The 25,688-nt window shown below is 38.7% G+C and carries 23 protein-coding genes; 7 read left to right on the forward strand and 16 right to left on the reverse strand.

Translation table 11 applies throughout. The annotated features are described in order from the left end of the window. From SIC45_RS16190 to SIC45_RS16235, 10 genes are all read right to left on the reverse strand, one after another. Window positions 1–576: protein kinase domain-containing protein (locus SIC45_RS16190; RefSeq protein ID WP_319633008.1), on the reverse strand; the 576-nt coding region annotated here is incomplete at its 3' end. A 145-nt stretch (window positions 577–721) separates the two neighbouring features. Next, window positions 722–1,807 carry an AAA family ATPase gene (locus SIC45_RS16195; RefSeq protein ID WP_319633009.1) on the reverse strand — a complete coding sequence of 362 codons (1,086 nt, stop codon included), beginning with the start codon at window positions 1,805–1,807 and terminating at the stop codon, window positions 722–724. Continuing rightward, window positions 1,804–2,589 carry a DUF6414 family protein gene (locus tag SIC45_RS16200; protein WP_319633010.1) on the reverse strand — a complete coding sequence of 262 codons (786 nt, stop codon included), beginning with the start codon at window positions 2,587–2,589 and terminating at the stop codon, window positions 1,804–1,806. The genes SIC45_RS16195 and SIC45_RS16200 overlap by 4 nt, the downstream gene beginning before the upstream one ends. A gap of 150 nt (window positions 2,590–2,739) precedes the next feature. After that, window positions 2,740–3,870 (reverse strand): PIN domain-containing protein, encoded by a 1,131-nt coding sequence (locus SIC45_RS16205; protein ID WP_319633011.1) that lies wholly within the window; start codon window positions 3,868–3,870, stop codon window positions 2,740–2,742. A gap of 87 nt (window positions 3,871–3,957) precedes the next feature. After that, on the reverse strand, window positions 3,958–5,016 hold the full coding sequence (locus SIC45_RS16210) for a tyrosine-type recombinase/integrase (protein WP_319633012.1): 1,059 nt from the start codon (window positions 5,014–5,016) through the stop codon (window positions 3,958–3,960). 319 nt (window positions 5,017–5,335) lie between these two features. Beyond that, a complete protein-coding gene (gene pruA, locus SIC45_RS16215; RefSeq protein ID WP_319633013.1) occupies window positions 5,336–6,883 on the reverse strand; it encodes an L-glutamate gamma-semialdehyde dehydrogenase in 1,548 nt (515 codons plus the stop codon). 14 nt (window positions 6,884–6,897) lie between these two features. Continuing rightward, window positions 6,898–8,106: an ornithine--oxo-acid transaminase gene (locus SIC45_RS16220; RefSeq protein ID WP_319633014.1), complete on the reverse strand. Its 1,209-nt coding sequence runs from the start codon at window positions 8,104–8,106 to the stop codon at window positions 6,898–6,900. Window positions 8,107–8,245: 139 nt separating this feature from the next. Next, window positions 8,246–9,637 (reverse strand): YjiH family protein, encoded by a 1,392-nt coding sequence (locus SIC45_RS16225; RefSeq protein ID WP_413645987.1) that lies wholly within the window; start codon window positions 9,635–9,637, stop codon window positions 8,246–8,248. A 46-nt stretch (window positions 9,638–9,683) separates the two neighbouring features. Continuing rightward, complete coding sequence (gene rocF / locus SIC45_RS16230) at window positions 9,684–10,577, reverse strand: arginase (protein WP_319633015.1); 894 nt, start codon at window positions 10,575–10,577, stop codon at window positions 9,684–9,686. A gap of 110 nt (window positions 10,578–10,687) precedes the next feature. After that, window positions 10,688–12,103 (reverse strand): sigma-54 interaction domain-containing protein, encoded by a 1,416-nt coding sequence (locus tag SIC45_RS16235; protein ID WP_319633016.1) that lies wholly within the window; start codon window positions 12,101–12,103, stop codon window positions 10,688–10,690. A 175-nt stretch (window positions 12,104–12,278) separates the two neighbouring features. On the opposite strand from SIC45_RS16235, the gene SIC45_RS16240 reads away from it, so the two are divergent. Next, window positions 12,279–13,547, forward strand: a complete 1,269-nt coding sequence (locus SIC45_RS16240) for a Glu/Leu/Phe/Val dehydrogenase (RefSeq protein WP_319633017.1) — start codon at window positions 12,279–12,281, stop codon at window positions 13,545–13,547. 373 nt (window positions 13,548–13,920) lie between these two features. Here SIC45_RS16240 and SIC45_RS16245 read toward each other — a convergent pair whose 3' ends face one another. Next, entirely contained in the window at window positions 13,921–14,493 is a 573-nt protein-coding gene (locus SIC45_RS16245; protein ID WP_319633018.1) for a hypothetical protein, read from the reverse strand. Window positions 14,494–14,839: 346 nt separating this feature from the next. On the opposite strand from SIC45_RS16245, the gene SIC45_RS16250 reads away from it, so the two are divergent. The 4 genes from SIC45_RS16250 to SIC45_RS16265 all read left to right on the forward strand — a co-directional run bounded on the left by SIC45_RS16250 (window position 14,840) and on the right by SIC45_RS16265 (window position 16,335). Then, window positions 14,840–15,082, forward strand: coding sequence for a hypothetical protein (locus SIC45_RS16250; protein ID WP_319633019.1), 243 nt, complete (start codon window positions 14,840–14,842; stop codon window positions 15,080–15,082). Window positions 15,083–15,171: 89 nt separating this feature from the next. Then, window positions 15,172–15,444 carry a hypothetical protein gene (locus SIC45_RS16255; protein WP_319633020.1) on the forward strand — a complete coding sequence of 91 codons (273 nt, stop codon included), beginning with the start codon at window positions 15,172–15,174 and terminating at the stop codon, window positions 15,442–15,444. 124 nt (window positions 15,445–15,568) lie between these two features. After that, window positions 15,569–15,937 (forward strand): hypothetical protein, encoded by a 369-nt coding sequence (locus SIC45_RS16260; RefSeq protein WP_319633021.1) that lies wholly within the window; start codon window positions 15,569–15,571, stop codon window positions 15,935–15,937. 2 nt (window positions 15,938–15,939) lie between these two features. After that, window positions 15,940–16,335: a VOC family protein gene (locus SIC45_RS16265; RefSeq protein ID WP_319633022.1), complete on the forward strand. Its 396-nt coding sequence runs from the start codon at window positions 15,940–15,942 to the stop codon at window positions 16,333–16,335. A 155-nt stretch (window positions 16,336–16,490) separates the two neighbouring features. On the opposite strand, the gene SIC45_RS16270 is transcribed toward SIC45_RS16265, so the two are convergent. The 5 genes from SIC45_RS16270 to SIC45_RS16290 form a co-directional block, all read right to left on the reverse strand. Further along, the gene (locus tag SIC45_RS16270; RefSeq protein WP_319633023.1) at window positions 16,491–17,213 is read right to left on the reverse strand and encodes a MurR/RpiR family transcriptional regulator; all 723 of its coding nucleotides are present in this window, start codon (window positions 17,211–17,213) and stop codon (window positions 16,491–16,493) included. A 178-nt stretch (window positions 17,214–17,391) separates the two neighbouring features. After that, entirely contained in the window at window positions 17,392–18,696 is a 1,305-nt protein-coding gene (locus SIC45_RS16275) for an MFS transporter (RefSeq protein ID WP_319633024.1), read from the reverse strand. Between the two features lie 7 nt (window positions 18,697–18,703). Further along, a complete protein-coding gene (locus SIC45_RS16280) occupies window positions 18,704–20,152 on the reverse strand; it encodes an FGGY-family carbohydrate kinase (protein ID WP_319633025.1) in 1,449 nt (482 codons plus the stop codon). Window positions 20,153–20,258: 106 nt separating this feature from the next. Continuing rightward, window positions 20,259–21,746 (reverse strand): FAD-binding oxidoreductase, encoded by a 1,488-nt coding sequence (locus SIC45_RS16285; protein ID WP_319633026.1) that lies wholly within the window; start codon window positions 21,744–21,746, stop codon window positions 20,259–20,261. Between the two features lie 28 nt (window positions 21,747–21,774). Beyond that, window positions 21,775–22,569 carry an SDR family NAD(P)-dependent oxidoreductase gene (locus SIC45_RS16290; RefSeq protein ID WP_319633027.1) on the reverse strand — a complete coding sequence of 265 codons (795 nt, stop codon included), beginning with the start codon at window positions 22,567–22,569 and terminating at the stop codon, window positions 21,775–21,777. 1,674 nt (window positions 22,570–24,243) lie between these two features. On the opposite strand from SIC45_RS16290, the gene SIC45_RS16295 reads away from it, so the two are divergent. Continuing rightward, window positions 24,244–25,020, forward strand: coding sequence for a ParA family protein (locus tag SIC45_RS16295; protein WP_319633028.1), 777 nt, complete (start codon window positions 24,244–24,246; stop codon window positions 25,018–25,020). Continuing rightward, window positions 25,007–25,309 carry a hypothetical protein gene (locus SIC45_RS16300; RefSeq protein ID WP_298788805.1) on the forward strand — a complete coding sequence of 101 codons (303 nt, stop codon included), beginning with the start codon at window positions 25,007–25,009 and terminating at the stop codon, window positions 25,307–25,309. The genes SIC45_RS16295 and SIC45_RS16300 overlap by 14 nt, the downstream gene beginning before the upstream one ends. The last annotated feature ends 379 nt before the right edge of the window (window positions 25,310–25,688 follow it).

Here is a 25,688-nt window from a genome sequence, read left to right on the forward strand (position 1 = left end):
ACTATATATATCAGTTCTGTGATCGGTTTTTTTTAATGATATAAGTTGCTCTGGAGAACAGTAAAAATCTGTGCCAATCCCTGAATGAGTTCTAGTTATTCTATGGCCCCTTTCACTTAAAGGGTTCACACATAAACCAAGATCACCTAATACTAAATCTGTATCAGAATTTAAAAGCACATTCCCAGGCTTCAAGTCTCTGTGATAATATCCTTCACTATGAAGATATTCTAGACCTTCTAAAATGTTACCATAGATCACTTTAAGTCTAGCGTAATCTTTAGAAAGTTTACTTTGAACATAAGTTAAACTGGTGTTATACATTCTCATGGTATAAAAATAAGGAGCACCCTTAAGTCTAAACCCCTCGCAATTTACTATTCTTGGATGATCTAATGTTCTAAGATATCTTACCTCTCTTTTAAATCTTTCAATAGATTCTTCATCTAATTTTTTTAATTCTTTTATAACGAATTTTTCTTTCTGCTCTTCTTCATTTACTACCTTAATAGCTTTGAATACATCACCAAAACCGCTTTCTTCACTGAGTTTCTCCCCTTTTTTCCAAATTATCATAGCTAATCCCCCTCTTCATCTCTGTTAAAGATTAATCTAAAAATATAGTAAATGAAATTTAAAAATATTATTACTTCATTAATTATAATGTTGTGCTATTAGATATGCATGGATTAAAAAATTTAAAACAAAACAAGCTTATCTATTAAATTTTGTTAATGAGAAGGCGTGCCATTAATTGTATTGTAAGCTTTCTTATTTCTCTAGCATGCTTTAGAGATGAAACCTTACTTTTAAGTCTCTCTTTTACATTTTGATTTTGAATTTCTTGCTGATCTATTTGACTAAACTTTAAAATTTCTTCATTGTAAACCTCCTCTATAATATTCATTTTTGCTTCATTATCTAATTTTTCAAATTCAATAAAGTGATCAAAACGGGAAAAAATTGGTGCTCCAAGATTTTTTTCTATTTCTTGTTTACTTTGATAATTTGATGTGCAAAAAATAATCGTGTTTTCTAAATTTACTTCATAAAATTTATCTACGTAAACTCCTTCATCAAACAATTGATAAAAGGCACTATAGAACATAGAATGAGCTTTATCAAACTCATCTAGTAAAATAATATTAGTTTCTCTATCTAATAAATCTTTAGCAAAAGATGTACTTTTATCCCCAAATATATAATTCATAAAACTCTCATTATGGAACATGGAAAGCTGTTTTCTAAATAATTTGTATTCGGGGTTAATTATTATATTTACTAATTTTGCAGTTTCAGTTTTCCCAACACTAGTTGGTCCATATAACATAACCACCGTTGGTTTGTGCTTACCTGAATTAGTCAAACTATATAAAGAGGTTAAAATTTGATTTTTGACCTCTTTTTGACCGTGAATGGTTTTTTCGAAATTGTTTTTGATTGCTTTTAAATGTTCTAGGTTAAGATTAGTATATTGATGATTCTCTTCTTCGACCTCTATATAGTCAGCATGAGAATTTTGAAGTTGTTGTTTAATTTTTAATGGAGGATTATGCAATAACACCTCTCCATATCCAAACCTTTTAGCAAATGAGGAACTATAAAATAAAAAACCCTCTATAAAAAAATCAGCAACACCAGAATATTCGTCAGAATGGATAACAAGGATGTCAGGATACATAGGCTCTACGCTATCGTTTCCTCCTGGATCTATAAATCGCACCATATCCGTCAATGTCATTACGCCGTCTAAAGGGACCCTTTTATCAAATTCTTTTCTTGGACCATTGAAAATTGTATATTTCAATTGGGGTGCTCCTCTATGCCTGCCAAAATAACATCATATACTTTTAAAGTTTTATCAGATTTATTTTCAGTTTCTACTTCTTCATCCTCTAAAAAATCAGTGATATTAAGATCATTAGTATTCTTTTCAATACTCATTTCATTTTCAATATCTAAATCAGTTTCATTTGCTTTTCCTACTTCAACTGCGTAATAATCAAGCCTCATCTTCGGTAAATCCATTAAACTATAAGCATTTTTAAAAGTATTAATATTGAATCTTAAGATCACTTCTTGTGACTTCCCGTCTTCTGGGTATGCTAAAAGCTCATAATAGCCCTTCGCACTTTCAAGTATTTCATCAAAATTGCGAATATCATAATCTTTCATATCTTCCATGATTGGAGAATCTTCTTTGATAATTTTCATGTAGGGAGTATACATTTTAATAAAAGCAAAAGAATTCTTAATAGGATGCAGGTAAAAACTTTCAAATTTATGTATTTTATTACTCTCGATTAATTTGCCACTAATGGCATAAAAATCAGCCAAAATAGTATTAGAAATGGTTTTTGTTACAAGTGACTCCTTAGAATTAGAAGCTTCTCCACCTACTTTTGTGCTAAAAGCAGCTTTGATAGCCGTAAAAAAACTAGTTCCTGCCCCTATTTCAGCTGAAGCTTTAGCATGGCTACCAAATTGGACTGCGCCATTTTCTTCGTCAATAGAAAGTAGTTCTCCTCCATATTCTATTTGTAAAATATCCGTAGCTGAACCTTCGTCGAAACATATTACTTTCTGCATCTTCATTCCCCTTAATCAATTTATATTTTACTAAAACGTTGGTATGGTCTACATAAACATGTTGGAAGTCGACAGTTAGCATAAAAGGATGGGCTAGCTTTTTAATTATAAATAATTCAATTTATTTATATATTTATCCTAACAAGGTAATCAAAGCTTAAAATTCATTTTCTTTATCAATTTAAAATTTTCTATAAGATCTAGTGAAGTTATCGGCATATTTGTTTTATTTACATAAATATTATCGAAGTTTGTCAATTTTACACTTGAAAGTTCTAAATTTTCATCGGTTGTTATCCGAAATTCTAAAGAATAATGTACAGGAAAAATTAGTACTTGTTCTAAGACACCATCTAGCATAATGCCGTTTCTTTTAATTTCTTCTGAATCATATTTAAAAGCATTAATTAATGAAAATTTATCAGGAGTTTCAATATCATAAGAAAAATTCATTTTAACTTCGATAGAAATTTCTGCATGTAATACATCAGAAAACTCTTCAATTTTAACTAAATTAATTTCGGCTCCTTTTGGAACTTTTGTTTTATCCAAACTTATATTCTTTACATTGCCTTCTACGATTTCTTTTTCTACATAGTTTCGAAGACCAATGAAGTCGTGTTCACTAACATACTCTATAATATTTATTTGTACCATATCACCTTGAAATGTTTGCATTATCTGTTCATAGTATCTTTCTCTACGGTTTAAAAAGTCATTCCAATTATCTAATGAGGAATGCAATTTAATATTAGAATTTTCTTCAAAGAAATTTCTAAAATCAGCATCTGTAGATATAATATGTACTATTTCTTTTTCATTAATAGCAAAATCAGCTATAGCATATAAGATAAAAGCATCTCTAAACTCATTACGTTTATTTGTAGAAAAAGGAGGGGCTATCTCAAAGAAAGATTTAAATACAGAAGCGGGTCTAACGTCATCAACATACAAAGTTCGGGCTGATAAGTCATTTAAAAGATCATGAAAAGATTTTTTATAATGTTCAATTAGTTCTTTTTTATTTTTCTCTAATTTTAATTCTATATCATTCCATCCATCTACTTGCTCTTCTGTTTCATTCAATATTTTATTGGATCTAACTATTTTATTTGTTAAATGATTCTCCTCGATCCAATCATTAATTTTCTTTTCGACTTCTTGCTTATGTATATCTGTAGTTAGAAATTTAATATCGTGTTTACGTAAATCATTTAAAACATTTTGAAAAAATCTACTTTTAAATTTAAAGTTTAATCCCCGAAAAATATTTGTATCCATAAAAATATAAATACGAAATCCCTACTTTCATATTATTAATAAAATTACAATATTATTCTATTTGTAGATAAACATTGATTTATTTTTCTAATTCGTAAAGCTTTTAACGTTCACTTTCAATCCAGCATGCTCTCCATAGTTTCTTCTTCGAAGGAGATAGCGCTCTGTTGTCCTTATCGACGCATGCCCCAACATATCCCGGACCGATGCAAGGTCAGCTCCATGCTCTAACATATAATACGTCGTATAATGACGGCACGTGTGCGGTGTAATAGGGTCTCTACGATGCTGTACAAATGGAAATGGCGCTGAGACCATGAGTTTGCTGAAACGATCCCCTAAGTAGTTTACATGATAATGTCCCCCATTTTTCTTTGGAAAGAACGCAGAGTCCCCTGTAAAAGTCTCTGTGACCATTTTCCGCTCCACCCGGAAGTTCTGGAGTATACGCATCACATCGGCGAAAAGAAAAATCGGCCGCTCTTTTTCGCCCTTCCCCATAATGTGAAGAAAAAAGGCACCTTCTGGCGAACGCCATTCTAGATCACGCCATTTGGCATTTGCCAACTCTTCAATCCGCATGCCCGTGCTCGTTAAAACGACTAACAAGGTATAAGCAAACGAATCTTTCTGTTTGAAATAAGAGAGTAATTGCTGAACTTCATGCTCATGGAGATCTCGGTCTACGAGCTCCTCTCTCGGTTGAGCAACGGGCGCCATTTTTGTCGTCAAATCTGTTTCCACCATATCCTCCTTCACGAGGAACCGTAGGAACTGTTTAATGACCGTACTATGACGTGCCAACGTGCTCGCCTTATATCCCTTTTCTCGCTCGAGATATAGCTGATACGCATAAATACGTTGAGCAGAAATTTCTCTTAATCCTCCGAACTCTTTCACGTAAGTAAGGAATGGGACAAGCGTTTCTAAATATTTGCGCTTTGTTCGTTCGCTTCGCTGTTTACGCAGCGTATTGTTTTTATGTAAATAGATGTACATTAGAAATTCATCAGGTATCTGTCCCCACTCCACTCCTTCGAAACCTTCTGCAGAAATATCTGTATATAAATCGCTATTCAAAAACGAGTGAGAGCTTTCTAATGAAAGAGCTTGTGTTTGATTTCCTGGTAAAACAAGGTGGTTCATTCTACGCCCTCCCCCCATCGGTATTATTCTTATTCCAAAACCTAAGGAAATTGAAGCTTTCTTTAGACTTATTTTACCATGTTCAGACAAATTACTGTTGGTTAAAAACACAAATTACATTATAGTTCAATTAAATAAACAATTACATTTATGTAAACGTAATTGTTTATTTAGTAAGAGTATATTGACCATTAAATAATAATTTTATTTCTGTAGAAACTTTCTTCGGTGTTCAATAATTTTTAATTCATTTTCACTTCTTTTATTTTAAAATAAGACCCCTGCTTGTATTGGCAGAGGCCTTTTTTAGTCGTAACTATTAAAGCATTTGACTGATTGTTTTTGGATGCAGGTGCTGGATCAGGTAATCCGGGCCGCCGGCCTTGGCATCGGTGCCGGACATTTTAAAACCGCCAAATGGATGATAGCCAACGATGGCGCCCGTGCAGTTGCGGTTGAAATACAGGTTGCCGACGTGAAAATGAAGCTTGGCGTATTCCAGACGGTCGATGTTATTGGAAATGACGGCGCCGGTTAAGCCGTATTCCGTATTGTTTGCGATAGCAATGGCTTCTTCGTAGGAAGAGGCTTTCGTAAAAGCAACGACCGGCCCGAAGATTTCCTCCTGCATAATGCGTGCCTCCGGATCCAGATCGGCAAAAATGGTCGGATCAATGAAGTATCCTTTGGAATCGTCGCTTGTTCCGCCGGCCACAAGCCGGCCTTCCTGTTTGCCGATATCGATATAGCCGGTGATTTTATCGAATGCTTTCTGGTTGACCACAGGGCCCATGTAGTTGTCATAGGACGTCGGATCACCAACAGACAATGCTTTCGCCTTTTTTTCCACTTTGCTCAGGACGTCGTCGTATACGTCCTGATGAGCGACGACCCTGGAGCCTGCCGAGCATTTCTGGCCGGAAAAGCCATAGGCAGAAACGATAATGGCTTCAGCGGCCGTATCAAGATCCGCTTCGCTGTCGACAACAATCGTGTCTTTGCCGCCCATTTCAACAATGACCCGCTTCAGATGCTGCTGGCCCTCCTGAATCTCTGCTGCTTTTTTGTAAATACGTGTGCCGGTAGCCCGGGAGCCGGTAAAGCTGATAAGTGCTGTTTTCGGATGATCCACGAGGTGGTCGCCAATTTCTTCGGGTTCACCGGGGACGAAGTTAATGACGCCGTCCGGCACGCCGGATTCCATTAAAATATCGACAAACTTCGCAGCGATCACCGGCGTCGGCTCGGCCGGCTTTAACAAAACGGTATTGCCTGTGACCAGCGGGGCGACCGTTGTGCCCACCATGATCGCGCAGGCGAAATTCCATGGGGGAATCGTAACGGCCACGCCGAGCGGCTGATAAACATACTGATTGTATTCCCCTTCCCGGCTGTTAATGGATTTGCCGTTTTTCAGCTCGAGCATTTGGCGGGCATAATATTCAACGAAATCAATGGCTTCGGCTACATCCGCATCGGCTTCCTTCCAGGGCTTGCCGCCCTCTTTGACGAGCGTAGCCGAGAGTTCGTGCTTCCGGCGGCGCATTTTTGCGGCTGCCCGGAACATCATTTCCGCACGGGCATCGGCACTTGTCGTTCTCCAGGACTGAAACGCCACGCTTGCCGCATCGAAGGCCTGATTAATCAGTGCGGGATTGGCTTTGGAGACGCTGCCGACCACTTCTTTTTTATTAGCAGGATTGATGGAAACCAGCTTTTCGCCCGTGATGATCCGCTCGCCGCCAATAATCAGCGGGTAATCCTGGCCAAGGTTTTTTTCGACTTCCTTGATCGCGTCAGCAAATGCTTTGCGGTTCTGTTCATCCGTAAAATCCGTAAAGGGTTCATGACGGTACGTCGTATACATATGAAAACCTCCTCTTATTGTTCTTTCGTAAAAATTTTATTGATTTGCTCAATCGCCCAATCCAATTCTTCTTGTTGAATCGTAAGCGGCGGAGAAAAGCGGATGACATTTTCATGGGTCTCCTTGCATAACAGTCCCAATTCTTTCAATTGTTCACAATAAGAACGGGCTGGAACAGTGAGCTCCATGCCGATAAATAAACCGCGCCCCCGTACTTCTTTGATATGAGAATGATGGATAGCAGCTAATTTATCTTTGAAATAACCCCCCAGCTCCAAGGAGCGTTCCACCAGCCGCTCCTCCTGAATAACTTCGAGCGAGGCTACCGAAACCGCACAAGCCATCGGGTTACCGCCGAACGTAGATCCATGAGAGCCCGGGGTGAAGACACCGAGCACATTTTCATTTGCAGCAACGCAGGAAACCGGGAAAACACCGCCGCCGAGGGCTTTGCCGATAATGTACATGTCCGGTACAACGTCTTCCCAGTCGCAGGCGAACGTTTTACCGGCGCGCCCGAGACCGGACTGAATTTCATCGGCTACAAACAAAACATTTTCTTTCTCACAAATCGCCTGTGCTTCTTTCAAAGAGCCTTCTGGCGGAATAATTACTCCGGCTTCTCCCTGAATGGGCTCAAAAATAAAACCGGCCGTATTCGACGTGATTGCCTGCTGAAGAGCCTCAGTATCTCCATAAGGAATCACTTTAATTCCAGGCAAAAGAGGGGCAAATCCTCTTTGATATTCTGACTCAGAGGAAAGGGAAACCGCACTCATGGTACGGCCGTGGAAGTTCCCTTCACATGCGATAATTTCCGCCTGCCCTTCCGGAATTCCTTTCTTCTCATAGCCCCAGCGGCGGATTGCTTTGACTGCCGTCTCAACTGCTTCTGTGCCCGTATTCATCGGAAGCACCATTTCTTTTCCTGTCCATGTTGAGACCATTTCATAGAAAGACGCCAGCTGGTCATTATGAAAGGCCCTGGACGTTAATGTAACCCGGTCGGCCTGGTCTTTAAGAGCCTGAATAATTTTAGGATGACGGTGTCCCTGATTGACTGCAGAGTACGCACTTAGCATATCCATATATTCATTTCCTTCAGGATCTTTCACCCATACGCCCGAGGCTTCAGCAATAACCACCGGCAATGGTTTGTAGTTTTTGGCTCCGTGAGCGCTTGTTCGTTCAATGATATTCTCGGATGAAATTTTTGTTTTCATCTTGAACAACCTCCTTATTCTTTCTTTTCTACTTATATGCAAAATCTATGCTAGAAACTCATTGTAATTACTGATTATAATTCTTTGGATTTTGTCATAAGACAAATATTTTTTCGGCGCTTTGAAAAAATATTTGTCTTTAAAATAAGAGATGGGCCATTCCCACAGCTACCGGTAACACAATCACCGTGCGCTGCAAAAATATGATGATGAGATCACTCATTTTCACTGGGATTCTAGAGCCCAGCAGCAGCCCGCCGACTTCAGACATGTAAATAAGCTGGCTGACAGAAACCACCGCAATCACGAAGCGGGTTAATTCGCTCTCAATGCCGCTTCCAATAACTGCCGGCAGAAACATGTCGGCAAACCCTATCACCATTGTCGGGGCTGCCTGTACAGCTTCAGGCACTTGCATTAGTGATAATAAAGGAATAAAAGGCGCTCCCAGGTAGTTAAAGAAGGGAGTATATTCGGCAATAATTAGTGTAATGACGCCAAAGGCCATAACAACTGGAAGAACGCCGAGCCACATATCTAAAACGTTTTTTGCCCCGCCCCGAAAGATAGACGAAAACACTTTTGTGTCTGCAGCCTTTTCTGTAGCCTTCCTAACGCCCCATTGAAATATATTGAGATGCGCCGGCTTCTCCTCGTCTGCTTTCTGATAGCTTCCATTCGATAGCTTATGTGATTTTCTCGAAAGCGGCGGCACCCGGGGAATAATCAAAGCGCAGGCCCCTCCAGCAAGTACGATGGAAAAGTAGTAAGGCCCAAACATGTGCAAAAGATCCAGATAAGTGATGATTACAATGCTGAACGTAATGGATACTAACGAAAACGTCGTGCCGATTACAGCAGCTTCGCGTTCGGAATAATATCCCTCTTCATATTGTTTATTGGTTAATAATACGCCTACCGTGCCGTCTCCCAACCACGAAGCCAAACAGTCAATCGACGAACGTCCCGGAAGCGTAAACAGCGGGCGCATCACTTTCGTAAAAAAAGCGCTGCATAATTCCAGTAATCCAAAATTAAGCAGCAAGGGTAAAAACAGACCTGCAAACAAGAAAACCGTAAACAAAATAGGAAGCAGATCGTACATCAACAGGCCCCCGGTGTTTTCGGACCAAATAAATTCCGGTCCGATTTCCCACACCGTCATAACGGCAGCAATCACGGCTATTCCGCGTATAACGGCCCAGGGCGTGCTGACATGAAATAACCTGTAAAAAAAACTGCCTTCTACAACGAAAGAAGCCTGGGTCCACTTCATAAGAACTGTACAAACAAATGTTAACGCAATGGCTGCAGTGATAATGAAAGGTAAAGCGGTACTCAGGGCACCCTGCAGGACGCCTGCCAAAAGTGCTACTGGAATAGTGACGCTCCCATCGTAAGAAAGGGGAGTCATAAACAAGAACACGCCTAATAGGGAAGGAAATACAAATTTGCTTATATTTTTTTTCGATAAGGAGGCCGTCTCTTCGATTTCTCCCCTTGGATTTAAACGGGACAGATCATCTTTCATGCATATCGCCTTCTTCCCTTGTAAGATGATGAAATCATAAGCTTTTTTACAGCAGTTTCTCTCCGAACAATGACCCCATCAATTCGACTGCGATTTGCGCTGTCCTGTTCTTTTCATCGAGAATAGGATTTACTTCCACAAAATCTGCAGAAGTGATAATATCCGCTTCTGCAAGCATTTCCATCGCTAAATGACTTTCCCGGTAACTCATCCCGCCTACAACAGGTGTGCCCACCCCTGGCGCTTCTTCCGGATCCAGGCCATCCAGATCAAGACTGAGATGAATGCCATCCGTTTTAGAGCTCAAGTAAGCGATTGCATCTTTAATCACGTGAGACATGCCCGAGTGGTCAATCTCATGCATCGTATAAACCCGTATACCCAACTCATGAATAAGCTTTTTCTCCCCCTCGTCCAACGAGCGCGCGCCAATGATAACGATATTTTCCGGCTGTACTTTTCGGTCTGCATGCTGAATATTTGTTAACTGCTGATTCCCAAGCCCTAAGGCTACAGCTAACGGCATACCGTGAATATTGCCTGAAGGGGAGGTATCATCCGTATTAAGATCTCCGTGAGCGTCATACCATATCAGCCCCAGATTTTCATAATGCGTGGACACACCCGCAATAGAGCCAATAGAAATGCTGTGATCTCCCCCAATTGTCAGTGGAAAATAACCTTTTTCAATATTCGTCGAAATACGTTCTGCAAGCTCCTGGTTTACCCTGGTGATTTCCTGTAAATTCTTCGAGCGGTCCTCGTTCGCTTTTTGCCTCGTATCTACGTAAATGTCACCAAAATCTTCCACCTCGCAACCTAACCTGCTCAATCGGTCAAACATCCCTGCATAACGTATGGCGCTCGGACCCATGTTCACTCCTCTGCGCCCCTGGCCTAAATCCATCGGTACTCCATGAATAGCTATTTTAGTGTTCATTTTGCATCCTCCTATTTATGTATTCGCTTACATAATCAAATAATGCAATTTTTATGCCAAAAAAAATAAAAAAACAAAAATTCTCTAAAGGAATTCTTTAGAGCACGCATCTATAACCGTAACTTCTGGATATTCAGCTTATTTAACCGGTAATGCAGGCTCTGACGGCTTAAGCCCAGTTGGGCCGCTGAATTCTTCACATGATAATTGTTTTCTTCCAGTACTTTTAAAATGAATTGTTTTTCCTGATAGTACAGAAAGTCATTTAACCCCATCTGTTCAGTAGAAGCTGCTGGTTCTTCCTCTTCGACGTATTTCTCCTGGGGCAAATCTGGAGCAGCTGGCTTTGAACTATCTGAAGCTGTTTTTATCCTTTTATGTATATGCATAGGAAGATGTGAAGCCCGTATAGCTGTTTCGTAATCAGTTATATTCATAGCCCCTTCAATAAGATGCTCCAGTTCTCTTACATTTCCCGGCCATTCGTAATTCATAAAAAAATGCATGACATTTTGGTCAATTTTTTCAATGTTCATTTGAAATAAAGCATTATATTTCCGAATAAAATAATCACTTAACGCCTTAATATCGTCTTTACGATCTTTTAAAGGAGGAACAAATAAAGAAACAACTCCAAGGCGGTAATAAAGATCTTTCCGAAGGCGCTGGTTCGTAATAGCCTCAATAGGATCCTCGTTACTGGTGGCAATGATACGGACGTCAACACTAATGTCCTTAGTATCGCCAATCCGCCGGACACTCCGTTCCTGGAGCACTCTCAGCAGCTTGGACTGCAGATGCATACTTAAAGAGTTGATTTCATCCAGGAGAAGTGTGCCTCCTTCGGCTTGTTCAAACAATCCCGACCGGTCAGCCGAACCTGTAAAAGCCCCTTTCTTGGTTCCAAACAGGATGCTTTCAATGAGGCTATCAGGCAAAGCAGCACAGTTCTGGCTGATAAAAGGCTTGGAAGACCGATCACTGCCATTATGAATACTCTGGGCAAAAATTTCTTTGCCGGTTCCAGTTTCTCCAATAATCAGGACTGAAGAACTGGTTCTTGTCGCACGCTTGGCATACTCAATAATTTCTTTAATTTCAGTGCTTTGGCCGATCACGTCTTCAAAGGAATAACTTCTCTGGGCCCGGTCCATATTTTCCTGAATAAGCTTTTCCAGCATAGTTACATCTTTGGCCAACTCCACTGCCCCAATGATCGTATCCTTTTTCCACACCGGGAATGTATGATTGACCGAGGTAATTTCATTCCCTTTATTATTTAAATATGACTGTTTAATATTTTTAAACTCTGCGCCTTCCTGCAGGGCACGCTCCAATGTACTTGGTTCTCCGGATTTAAATTTAAACACCTGGTCTATCGATCGGTTTATTACTTCTTCTTTATCCATGCTCTCAATGGACGCCATTTTGGTGTTGTAAATGACTGTATTGCCATTCATGTCTACAGCATGGACTCCAATATCCACTTCCTCCATTAACTTCTCGTACATTTCATGTTCCACCATTCAATCACCTCATTAATTTTTCGTTAGAAAAAATTTTCTTCTTTCAGAAGTATCAATTTAAAAATAACGACAAATAATTTTTCTTCTTTATACTATAATCCTCTTTTCCAGCTTCTTCAAGTTGGCATGATTCTTGAATATAGTTAAGTTAATACCAAGAAAGGCGGCCGATACAATGGTTACCACGCACTCAGGCACTATCCCTTCTTCCACTACTCTTTATACGCATACCCAAGAATTAATCAGAGAGGCCTTAAACACTCTGGGCTATTCAGAGCATATGTACGACCTGCTCAAGGAACCGCTTCGTACAATGATTGTCCGCATCCCTGTCCGTATGGATGATGGAAAAACAAAAATGTTCACTGGTTACCGGGCCCAGCACAATGATGCTGTCGGACCTACCAAAGGAGGGATCCGGTTCCATCCGGACGTTACTATCGAAGAAGTAAACACTCTTTCATTATGGATGACTTTAAAATGCGGACTCGTGGATCTCCCATATGGAGGCGGAAAAGGTGGTATCGTTTGTGACCCGCGCCAGATGTCTTTAGGCGAGCTGGAACGGCTCAGCAGAGGATATGTGCAAGCTATCAGCCAAATTGTAGGTCCCACTAAAGATATTCCCGCTCCTGATGTTTATACTAATGCCCAGGTCATGGCCTGGATGATGGATGAGTACAGCCGCATCCGAGAATTTGACTCCCCAGGGTTCATTACCGGAAAGCCTCTGGAGCTGGGCGGCTCCCTGGGAAGAGAATCAGCGACAGCTCAAGGAGTCGTTGTAGCTGTGGAAGAAGCATTAAAATTAAAAAATATGACTTGGGAAAAGAGCAAGGTTATTATTCAAGGGTTTGGTAATGCAGGCAGCTACCTGGCAAAGCTTCTTTACGACAAAGGAGCTTCTATCGTAGGCATCAGTGATGTCTTGGGCGGAATTTATGACGACCAGGGGCTTCCAGTGTATGAGATTGCAGAACAAAGAGACAGCTTCGGGATGGTGACCAACCGATTCGAAAACACTATTACCAATGAAGAATTACTGGAGCAGAAGTGCGATATTCTAATTCCCGCTGCCGTTTCTAACCAAATTACTTATGCCAATGCCCATCGCATCCAGGCCAAAATTGTAGCAGAAGCAGCCAACGGTCCGACGACCTTTGAAGCAACCAAAATCCTGCATAGCAGAGATATTTTACTTGTTCCAGATGTGCTTGCAAGTGCCGGCGGTGTTACAGTCTCTTACTTTGAATGGGTACAAAACAATCAAGGGTATTATTGGACGCTGGATGAAATTGAAACCCGTCTGAAGCATAAATTAAGAAACGCTTTCCGTTCCGTTTATCACATGGCTCAAGAAAAAGAAATTGATATGCGTACTGCTGCCTACATTGTAGGTATACGGAGAATAGCCGCAGCCTCTGAATTCCGCGGGTGGGTATAATAATTTTCAAATAAGTTAAAAGAATAATTCTAGAGATAATGACGCACTCCCCCTTTCGGTAGACAGATAAAATTAATCCTCTGTTTTGCTTAGAGGGGGGCATATCATTCATACAGAAAGTCTTTTTTGAACGTGGTTGAAATAATAACGATTGTATTTTTGATACTCCGGATTCATGGGTGTTTCAAAATGTCCCCCTTCCACTTGGTTGGTTTCAAAAGTCGTTCGTAACGTATTGAAACGAGAAATATGCTAGAGGTGAAAATCGATAATACGTATCAAAAAGCGTACTTTTTGAGAGAGTTAATTTGTTCTCATGATTAAGAGGTTTAAGAGGTATAGCGACCTTCCATAGGATGGATGGATGGACAGGTTAACCCGCAAGAAGGAATTGAAGAAAGGGATAAAAAATCATGCCATGTACGCTGACCATAAGCACTCTTTGCCACCCTTGGCCCCGCAATGCATGATAAATGCCCCACAGCGAGCAAATCATGACGATAGCGATGAATCCTCCTGCCAAAATTCCTGTCATGCTACCCCATACGTGTACGAATCCCATCGCAACGACAAATAACCCGGCATTCAAACAAGCCCATTTGATCGATGTTCGAATACTTTTTCGCTCTAGTTCCTTCACCCACGCCCGGGCCACATAGATATAAAAATCCTTCTTATCTCGCTGATCTCGCTGAGATACGAAAGCATGGATGACTTTTCGATCTGCTTTCGTATGAGCTGGTTCAGATCCTTTTCTCCCCTCTTCATTCAATTGTCCGGTTTTTATGAGCAGTTCCTCTAAGAACTTCATTTGCTGGGCGGCTTCACTGATCCTTTTATTTCGATAAGGAGTTGTTCCCCAGGTCCCGATCAACATGTATGTGACAAATCGAAAACTGGATAACACCATGGATGTTAGCGTCCGATACAACAAGCCATGCCTCATGAACAACCGTCTCTCCTTTCGTTGCCTATTTCTCCAAGCTTGTTCTGGCTGCGCTCCTTAACTCTTCTTCGCTATTCATCGTACCAACCAATGTCCTCAAAAGAAATACGAGAGGCATGCTTTTATTGATAAGTCTGATGGCCGAGATCCTCTGAAGAAATGCCCGCTTTCTTTAGAAATTAGATCATCGATGATATTCCTAAGTAAGTATTTTATAGAAAAATACGGTCCATGAAATTTTTCATTTTACTTCCGCAAGAAATTCCGTGGTTGCAACTCTATCTCAAAACCTTGAAAATGGAAATAACTTACACCTTTTTTGAACGCATCGGGAGGAGGGTGTTGCATGAGCCAACGTTTGCTTTATAGATGGAGTGCCCTGTGTTTATTGCTTAGCCTGACGTCGTGGCTGCCCAACCTGATCTGGAATTACGGTTTTGGTTACTGGCTCATCGGCCAGGGGTTTGGAGCTGTTGGTTTTGTATTAGCCGTCATTGGGCGGCTATGGTGGCTTCTTTTGCCGACATTTATCATGGCCAACAGTTTTTTTGTTTTCATGGCGGTAGGTTATTATTTTATGTTTGAGTAACAACGCTCGATACCAATCATTTCAATGATGTTTCTCTTGTCTCTACTCTTTTATGCCCCCATCACTAATAATAACGAGGAGAGAGGCCAATGACTTTTTTATCACAATACGGATTTTTCATCGCTATTATTCTGGTGGCTGCTGGTCTCGTGTGGGCTAGTTCCTACTTTTTTTCTCGTCGTGGAAAGATCCTTAGCAGTGGCTTGTTGGGACTTACAGGCCTAGCGATCATCATTTATAGTTTTCTTGTGCCGGAAGATCCGTTCTCAGGTATCGCTTACGGCGCACTCGCCTTTTGTATTCTCCTGGGTGTGAGCATGAGTTGGGCATTTGCCAATGGTAAGGATGAGGGCCATCGTTGACGATTGAAGAACATCTCTTTATTTTCGGTGGAACCGTTCTTCCAACGACTAGCCTTAGGATTGGTTCGTTAGAACAAACACCACGGGGAACAGCAGACCATCCATAGAGAAAGGGGCTTCTTTGATGAATCGGAAAAGCATCCTGCATGAACACCACTACCCTTTCCTTCGCCAGTGGGCCCATGGATTGCAGCAGCTGATTCCGGACCAGCTGCCGGAGAACACCTCCTTCATTTTGTATCTATCACCGCCTCCGTTTTCGTTTATCGTCGGATGTGGGATGTACGAAGCTGCCCACCAGGCGGTCCGTCCCCTGATTCTTCTCAAAGATCCGGTAGCTTCCTATTACCTCCCGTTTCCTCTAGAGACCGGCGAATTATCTTTGACCGAATGGCAGGCCCTCTGCGAAGCGATATTGTTTCATAACCCCGGTTTAACCGGGGCCTTGCAACGTCTTTCGCACGATTACTTTTCGAACGAACAGGAGTGCTAAGCATGAACGGAGTTATTCATCATATCGAACTTTACGTTTCGGACCTTGAACGGTCGAAAGTCTTATGGCAATGGTTACTGAAAGATCTCGGATATCAGGTTTATCAACAGTGGTCCGAAGGCATTAGCTTTCGATTGCCCCCTTCGTATATCGTCTTTGTGCAAGCGGAGGAGCGCTTTCTCGATGTTCCTTTCCATCGATGTCGCCCCGGGTTGAACCATCTGGCTTTCCATGCCCGGTCGCGTGAGCACGTGGACCAAGTGACTGAACAACTCCGAGCCTCCAACATTCCGATCTTATATGAAAACCAGCACCCTTATGCTGGCGGTGAAGATCATTATGCCGTTTATTTTGAAGACCCAGAGCGAATAAAAGTAGAGCTTGTAGCCCCTTCGTAAGGGAATCATTATCCAAAGGCAATCACCATTTTGATCGAAATATTAATTAACATAATCGTAGTTATCAGCAGAAGTTACTAAAAAGGTCTTTTTATCGGCAATTCTTATTATACAGAAAGGAAGCTTCTTTCATGTTTCAATACATACAGCACTTATCACTCTTTTTCGTTCAATTTTTCTCTTAAACGGGCAATAACTTCTTCAATAAATATAAAAAAGATGGTCCTTGTTTTTTCAAACGCTAATAATTCATCATTTTGAGGAAATTTAGATAACCGAAAAATATAGTCTACTTCAAAATCGCGAGTATTTTTATTTTCTTCTAATATCAACATAATTTGAGATTTCTTTTCTTTAGCGGAGGTAAATAGATGTTTAAAAGATGAGAAAGCGCCGGTTACTGAGAACACTATAAGAAGTGTGTGCTCATCTGCTAAATGCCCAACATAGTCTTCGTGTTGTGTAGCAAAAACTTTTTTATCGGTTAGCGTGTTAAGCTTGTACGCAAAATAATCTGCACTGATAAACGAAGGCCCTAAACCAAAAATAATTATTCGGTTAAATTTCATAAAAACATTGAGAAATTCATCCACCATTTTTGGATCATAATTAGTTAAAAACGCAATCAAACGCTCAATTTCACTTGATTTTTGTTTTGATGTGATGTCGAAACTTTTACCGCTAAAATATAATTTATATTCTTTAAAGTTTTCAAAACCTAACTTCCTTACAAGTTTTGACACTTTTGAGGGAGAAGTTTCACACAGTGTTGCTGCATCAATTATCTTCAAATTACTGCGTGTCATCACAGTCTCCGAAAGTGTCTCATGTATCCTTTTTTCCAATCTCGTCAATTTTTCCTCGTTTAGACGTAACATTTTTTATCACTAACTCCTAATGTCTTTGAGAATATCTCTATTATAGTTTATTTTATATTCACCAATCGATCTTGTGAATTAAAGAATGACATATGACAACAAAAAGCAATCAACCACTTTTAATAATAAATTCAAAAGAGTTGATTGCCTTACTAGCTGTGCTCATATTTCTATTTACTTAAGATGCCATATCGTCTTCTTGAGAAATTTCATTTGCTTTTTTTACCATTCTACCAAAAATGACCGTGAAAATAATAGCAATGACCCCTGCACTTGCACTAAAGATGAAGTATGCATTATAACCAGAATCGCCGAAACTAGTCATTAATCCACTAACCACTAAAGGTAACAGAATATCAGGCAAGTAACCAATAAATGAAACAAGACCGATCGCTAAACCAAGCGACTTTTCCTCTATTTTACAGTCTCCTAGCAAGGACCAATACAATCCTCTAATAGAATAAACTGCTAAACCTATGATAAGAATTAACCCATAAAATATCATCGCTGATATTGTCGATGGGAGTATTGCCGTAATGATCAAAGCTACGGTAGCTAAAATGAGAGAGATAGTTAAAATCAAGCTTTTCCCAAACTTATCCCCCAAGTAACCTCCTAATACTCCGCCCACGGGTCTCATCCATAACATTATTACTGTAATAACTCCTACAGCAGAAGCGGAAACCCCAACACTCACTTCTAAGAAACCACCTACATAATATACTGTCCAAGCCACAATATACGCCATGAAGATAATGCCACCTAATAGTAAAACGTACCTGTTAGCGAATACCTTTTTAAACGCTTCTAAATTTATGCCCTTCTTTCGGTTCGCCGTTTCATTTTTAGTATTGCTTGTTTGATTTTCTGTGGTTGGTTCATCAACTTGAACGAATATCAGAATGAGCATGGAAACCAAAATTAATACTCCAGAATACATATAAACTACGGAAATTAATGCATCTTCTTTAGCAGCGGTTGAAGTACCCCCACTTAAAACTGCCGAAAAAATAGAAACAGCAATGCTTGCTAATACTGCTTCGACAACGCCTTTGCCTCCATCTAGAATCCCAAAAAAGCGTCCTTCCTCTTCTTTTTTTGAAATCAATTTTACCAATTTTAAATGCGCCGACCAAAACGTTAGTACTGAAAATATTCCCCAAATAACAAATATAGCTACAATAAAAGGAAAACTAGGAACCTGAGCAAACCAAATTCCTGCCAAACCTACAATAAAAAGCGATATAGACAGAAGTTTCTTAGCCGAAAATCTATCTGCAAGCCATCCACTGGGAAAATAACCAATTACAAATGCAATACCAAGAGCAGATAAGATTAGGTTTAAATCGGATAATTGTAAACCATATACCTCCAGAATGGTTTCTTGATAATTCGTTCTTAAATAAATTAATGGAAATATCGCTCCGCCAGCTAAAACAATAAGAGAGAATTGAAAATAACGTTTGAGATTGCTCATTTGCATATATTTATCACTCATTTCTTTTATTGAATATGGAGCTAGAAAGTTTCAGAACTTCATCCGTATAAGTTCTTACATGCTTAACCACGGATTCATTTATTTCATTATAAAAAGCGTTATTACGCATATTAGGATAAAAAGTTGTTTCGTTCTCAATCATTTTATCCATTGCTTCAGGAAAATCATGGTAGATATTCAAGTAGTAACATGTGCTAATAGCAGCCCCTAAACAAGCGCTACTATTTCCTAATCTTCGATGAACTGGCAAGCCGAAGAGATCTGACATGATTTGCATAATGACATTACTTTGGGAGCCACCACCTGTAACAACAATTTCTGAAATTTCTTCTTCGATTTCTTCTAACATATCATCAATATTATTTTTAATATTGAAGGCAATGGCTTCCAAGATTGATCTGTAGATATGATATTTGGTGTGTCTATCATCAAACCCAATCATTAAACCTTTTCGATAAGGATATTCAGAATTGGTTAACCAATCCAATATTGTTATTAACCCATCGCTACCGGCTGGTACTTGCTCTGCTTTTTTATTCATGAACTCTTCTTCAGAAAGACCGTGTTGAGCAGCATTAACAACTAATTCTTCTCCAATTAATTTCTTAAACCACGTTACTGTCCACATCCCACGCCGTATACCGTTCGATTCGTAGGCATATTTAAATGGAATAGCTGCAAGGGTTGGAAAGAAATTGGTAGCGTTATCAAAATCGTCATTTCTTATTAGCATTGAGGAAATAAATGTTCCCAAAGATATCATAATTGAACTTTCATCTTTCACTCCCGCTCCAAGTGCTTCTACCGCTTTATCATTTGCGGTAGCAATTACGGGAGTTCTATCGTTCAAACCAAATTCTGTTGCCAATTCTTGTCGGAGAATTCCTAATCTTTCTCCTGGTTTCACAAGATTAAACAACATGTTTCTATTTAATCCATTACTCTTGATAACGCTATCATTTTTGGACCAGTTTAGTGTTTGACGGTCTAACGGCCAGTTCACTTCATAATTTCCAGCAGTGTCGTTGAGCTCTCCGGTAAGCTTAAAACCCAAATAGCCAGATGTACTTGTAACATAATGTACTTCTTTATATTCATGCTTATACGGTTCCGCTAACCTTTCATCCATCCAACTCAAGACTGGATATGCCAACGAACCATCTTTTTTTAATAAAACGCGGCAGCTTCGGATTGAACACAGACCAATCCCTTCAATATCTTCACGATTTCCTTTAAAATTGTTCAAACATTCTTGCATTGCTTGATAGACACTATCCCATAAGTCATCATCTGGATGTAAAACTACTCCAGGCTCAGGGGTTAATGGTTCTCTTAATTTGCATGAACCAAAGGCTATCTCTCTTCCTTCTACGTCAAACAGAATCACTTTTGTACTCTGTGAACCGTTGTCAATGCCTATAACATATTTAGTTTGCGTCATAAAAACCACGCCTTTCGTTTTTAAAAGAAAACCTCCTTGCTATTTATTAAAGCTCTTTTGACGTAACTCAAGAACTTTTCGATACCAAGGAGGCCTTTCTATTTATCTAAGATCTAATATATTTACTTATTTCTTTTTCTTGAGGAAAAATTGTCCCATGGTTCATGATACCCTTTGGATCGAAACCTTGTTTTAATTTATTTAGCATATAATAGGCAGATCCATGCTCTTGTTTGGTCCATTCTGAACGATATTTTCCTATCCCATGATGGTGGCACATAGAGCCACCAAACTTCAGAGTTTCTTCAATGATAATTTCATGTATAGGGTGATGATATACCTGTACTTCATCTTCAGGAGCACAATTGATTGTATAGTTATAAACAAAATACATGTTAGTTCCATTAAGATAGCTATGAGAGGAATGGCCACCTAACATGGTCAATTCATCAGCTCTCTTAAATTCATTCTTGATTCGAGCCATGACACTATTATAAATATTAATAACATTTTCCCAATCAGCAGACACTTCAGTGGTAAAACCATCGTGCGTATTATTTTCTTGCATTTCTCTAATTTCATCGTCGATTCTACTTTGATCCCAATTTAAATTATTAAACCATTCTTCAATTAAAGAAGAATTCACTTGTTCTATTACATCTTGCGCAAATTTGTCACATGCTTCTTCAATAGCTTCATTGGTGGCACTCACAATTCCTTTGGGTCCTTCAGCCATAAAAATAAGAACACATTTATTTTTATAAAAATGATCAAAATGTTGTCGAGCGTCTTCTTCAGAATACAAACGGGCTACTGAAGGTTTGAATCCATTGACCATAACTTCTCTCAGAATTTTTAAACCAGTGTCCATATCTTTTACTAAATATCCGTGGAAGGTATTATTTTCTGGGTAAAATTTGAAAATCTTCACGGTTACTTCTGTGATATAGCATAATGCCCCTTCATTTCCAATAGCGATGTGGCGAATATCAGGCCCACCTGAACGTCTAGGTACATTTTTAACTCTAGAAACTTCTCCTTCGGGAAAAACACATTCCAATCCAACAACCATATCTTCAATCGCACCATAGAGAGTAGAAAACTGACCGATACTTCTAGTAGCGACTAGCCCTCCCATTTGAGCAACTGGTTTAGATTGTGGTGAATGTCCCGTGGTGTACCCCTGCTTGCGTAACTCATCTTCCAATGTTTGTAGTTTTACTCCGGTTTGCACAGTGGCTTGCATGTTATACGTGTCGATTTTCATTATTTGATCCATATGAGACCCATCAATGACAACCGTTTCGTTTTTCCAGTTTTCTAATCCACCTTCAGTAGCTGTTTTACCACTTCTAGGAATAACATTAATATCATTTTCATTACAAAAAGTGAGAAGCAATCGCACTTCTTCAGTAGAATGCGGATAAACAATGGCCATCGGCAACGGGACATCCAATGCATTTTTTACTTTAGCAAATTTCTTATAACGGTCTGCAGAAGCATCGTATAATTCCTCAGTATTAGTGGAAATTTGGGATTTTGAAATTATCGTTTTTAGTTCGTCCATCACTGTTTCAGTTTTTGAATTGTCCATCTAACGTACTCCTTTTAGTTTTTTAGTTTTATCTTACTAAATATCCACCATCAACAGTCAGTAAGGTACCATTTACATAATTTGAAGCATCTGAACTTAAGTACACAATACTCCCCATTAAATCGAGAATTGTTCCCCATCGATTTGCAGGAATGTGATCCATAACTTTTTGATTTGCTTGTTCATTTTCTCTTGTTGCTTTTGTCAATTCAGTAGCAAAGTATCCAGGAGCGATACCGTTTACTTGAATGTTGAATTGAGCCAATTCATCACAATAAGCCTTAGTAAATCCAGCCAAGCCGTGTTTAGTAGCTGCATAAGCTGGAGACCACTGACCGCCAAGAAACGAAAACAGAGAACATGTGTTAATGATTTTTCCGGTTTTCCTTAGAATCATATGTTTAGCAACTTCACTGGCCAATTCAAAAGGAGCTGTCAAGTTAACAGAAACCATTTTGTCCCACTGCAGACGAGTATATTTCGTTACATCGGGTTCATTTATACCTATACCAGCATTATTCAAAAGAACATCTATTTTACCAAATGTTTCAATACATTTATCAACTAACTGTTTACATCGATCTTTTTCTGTTATGTCACCGATTTCCAGGTGATAGTTTACACCTTCAGCTTCAATTAAATTTTTAGTTTGATCATCGTCGTGATCCATACTTATGACAAATATATCAGCGCCAGCTTTAGCCAATGCTAAAGCAAAACCTTGGCCTAGTCCTGAGTTTCCTCCTGTGATCATGGCTACCTTACCTTTTAAGCTAAAAAAATCCATGTTGAAATCTGTAATTTTTTGTTCTTCTTCATTCATTGCCTTCAACTCCTTTTATTCTGTCCCTGCTTCTTTCTTGAAGTAATCATAGTATGTTTCCAACAATAAAACAATAAATTTTCCTTAAAAATTTTAAAATATCGATTTCATAAGAAAATTTTCTTTTTATTCACCTTTATTACAATCACTAATATCATCCAAGCGACTGCTTTGTACTTCAAGCTACACAGTAGGCTCTTTACATGGTTTCCGGAGTCGTTCGCCCATCGACGGTTCGACCTTGGTTTACTAAAAAAATTTTCCGTATACAACCGGTACTGATACCAGCATAGTACCTTCCACGCTGTCACCGAGAGATCGGTGGCAAAGAAAAAACTGGTACGTTTCTTCGGACGTAGAAAAATCGGAAACCAATGACCACGCCCGAGAAACTTCATTTCAAACAACTCTGAAACCGATAAATTTCATGAATCCTTTATCTATGGTGTTTTGGTCGATGTCATTGCACCGTATCTATGGGATTCTTCTTCTTTAACATGCAATATAAGAGTCATTTGTTCATACAAAGTTTGAAATCATAAAACTTTGTCAGCTTTTCTAAACATAACGGCCCTTATCGGAATTATAGTTTCAAATAACCTTGGCATAATAAATATTATTTTCACTTGATAAAAATATTTATATTAACATTTATAATATTATTAACATTAATAATTAAAACAATACCGTGTGACGAGTCAACAACCGTGATGAATCGGTCTAGGTTCTCACCGCATTTATCACCGATTAATTGCCACTCTACCCATCGCTTCGTCGGGTGCTCGTCGATCCCTCATCTTACTTACTTTTTATTATTTCTCCTCTGCTACCTGGCGGAGACTATTTTCGATCAACCTCATCGAAATTTTTCAACAAACAGCTGAAAAAATACATTAAACGAAAAGAACAATTTCTGAATGAAGCACCCATCGAACAATTTTTGATCAGCTGGTTCGACGCGTACAATCAAAAGTTCCCCATTCGCTTCCAACTAGACTTCGCCCAGGCCCAACATCAATTGGAAGACATGTTTCAACGGCAGGGTTAACTTCAAGGCTGGAAGAGGACAGCCGTTTACACAAAATTATTGACGGTCCCGAAGGACAGTCAATCACACAAATTTATTGACATTTCCTGATCTTCTTATATCATCTAATATTATTTTGTTGGTTGCTTTACAATTCTAAGATACTTATTTTGTTTTCAATACTTTCATAGTATTTTTCTCGTTAATTATTATTGTTAATATTAATATAAATAATAACAATAATAAAAATTTTAATTTTATGCTAATAATCAATAGCTTTATGAGAAGGTATTTAGCGCAAACATAAGGTAATATCCCTACTATTATTTTTATATGATATTTGTCTACTTAATACTATCTTTGTTTTTAGTAAACACTTTTCCGTTAACCTTCAAACATTAAAGTTAACTTTAATGTTAACTTTAATGTTAACTTTAATGTTTTTATTAATAACTATTTATATTTCAAGATAGTTATGCTATGGTTATCTATAACAAATATAAACTGATGTAGGTTAATGATAAATCAAACAACAATTATTAATAAAATTTATGAGTTCGCCGACGACTATCCTTTAGCCCAAGGTATTTATGTACGACATAATAATTATTATAAAATCTTAGAATTCATCTAAGGAGGGAAAGAATATGTTACTAGCCGTTTCAACTAACAAAGGCGGGGTATTAAAAACCTCCATTGCTACAAGTCTGGCCTCAATTTATTCCCAGGAGCAAAAAACATTGATTATTGATGCTGATAATCAAGGCAACGTAGCTCTTACATATGGCCGCAACCCAGATCAATATGAATACACCATTTATGACGTATTGGCCCAAAACGTCTCTCCTGAGGCTGCAATAGATAAAATAAACTCGAATCTTCATATACTGCCAGCTAACGATGAGTTAGCATTTTTAGAGTTTGATGTACTATCAAATCCTAATGATTATCCTAAGCCTTTTCATATCATGCGTGAAAAACTTACACCCTTGTTAGCATCTTATGATGTAATAATAATGGATGCCCCTCCTAATATTGGACTTATCACAGGTAATATCTTATCTTTTGTCCAAGATATAATTATTCCATTTCAACCAGAACATTATTCAATGCGTTCATTTATTAAGATGTTAGAAGTAATAGATAACTTTAGAGGAAGCCATAATAAAAATCTAAAAGTCAGTGGAGTCGTTGGAACGTTGGTAGATAGTAGAACTGTTCTACACAAACAGATTCTTGAGCAATGTGAAGAGTACTGTGAGAAAAATAATATACGTATGTTCAAACAGATCATCCCTAGATCGGTGCAGTTTGCTAACAGTATTGCATATGAACAGCAGCCTGCTGTTATGAATCGTAAAAAGAACCCAGCTACAGAAGTCTATTTCAATATTAAGGAGGAACTGGATAATGGCAAAAAATAAAAGAAATATTGCAGGATTTGGAGAAGTTGCAGGCAATAGTAATATTAACAATGATGATAATGTTAATATTGATAATGATAAAGAGGTTAATAATGAGGACGAACTAGACAACTTCTTTAAAAAACATCAGAACAAAAATGAAGAAAAGCCGAAGGTTAAAGGAATCTATTTTGACCCCGAGGTGTTGATTGAATTAGATCGTTTAAAAAATCAATACGGACGAGGATCTATTTCTGAGTTTGTTAATGCAGCCGTTAAAAAAGCTATGAAAGAAAAAGACATGTTATAAGTCTATTTTTCATGCAAAAGCTCAACAAAGAAAACAATTGTAGGTTATGCTTTGAATAATAAAAAATAAGCCACTCCCTGGAGAGAAGTGACTTATTTAAGGGATGGCCATATGTATTTAAACAAAGAGCCTAAGAATATTTTATTCTAGCTGGTAATGTTTTGAAAGCGATTTGCTTATTGCTTTTTATTCAGATAAAATATACTTAATAAACGAGAAACAGCCGGTGCTGGATACACCGACTGCTTTCGTAGAGAGTTAACTCTATACACTAATTCTTCTGTGGCTAGAAGAAACTATTTGACTTTAGTTTAGCATATTCTCATATCTTTTCAAGGGATACGTTTAAGCTATATCAATAATTTGTTTCATATAGCAT

It is taken from the genome of Marinococcus sp. PL1-022 (assembly GCF_033845285.1).
Lineage (GTDB): Bacteria > Bacillota > Bacilli > Bacillales > Marinococcaceae > Marinococcus.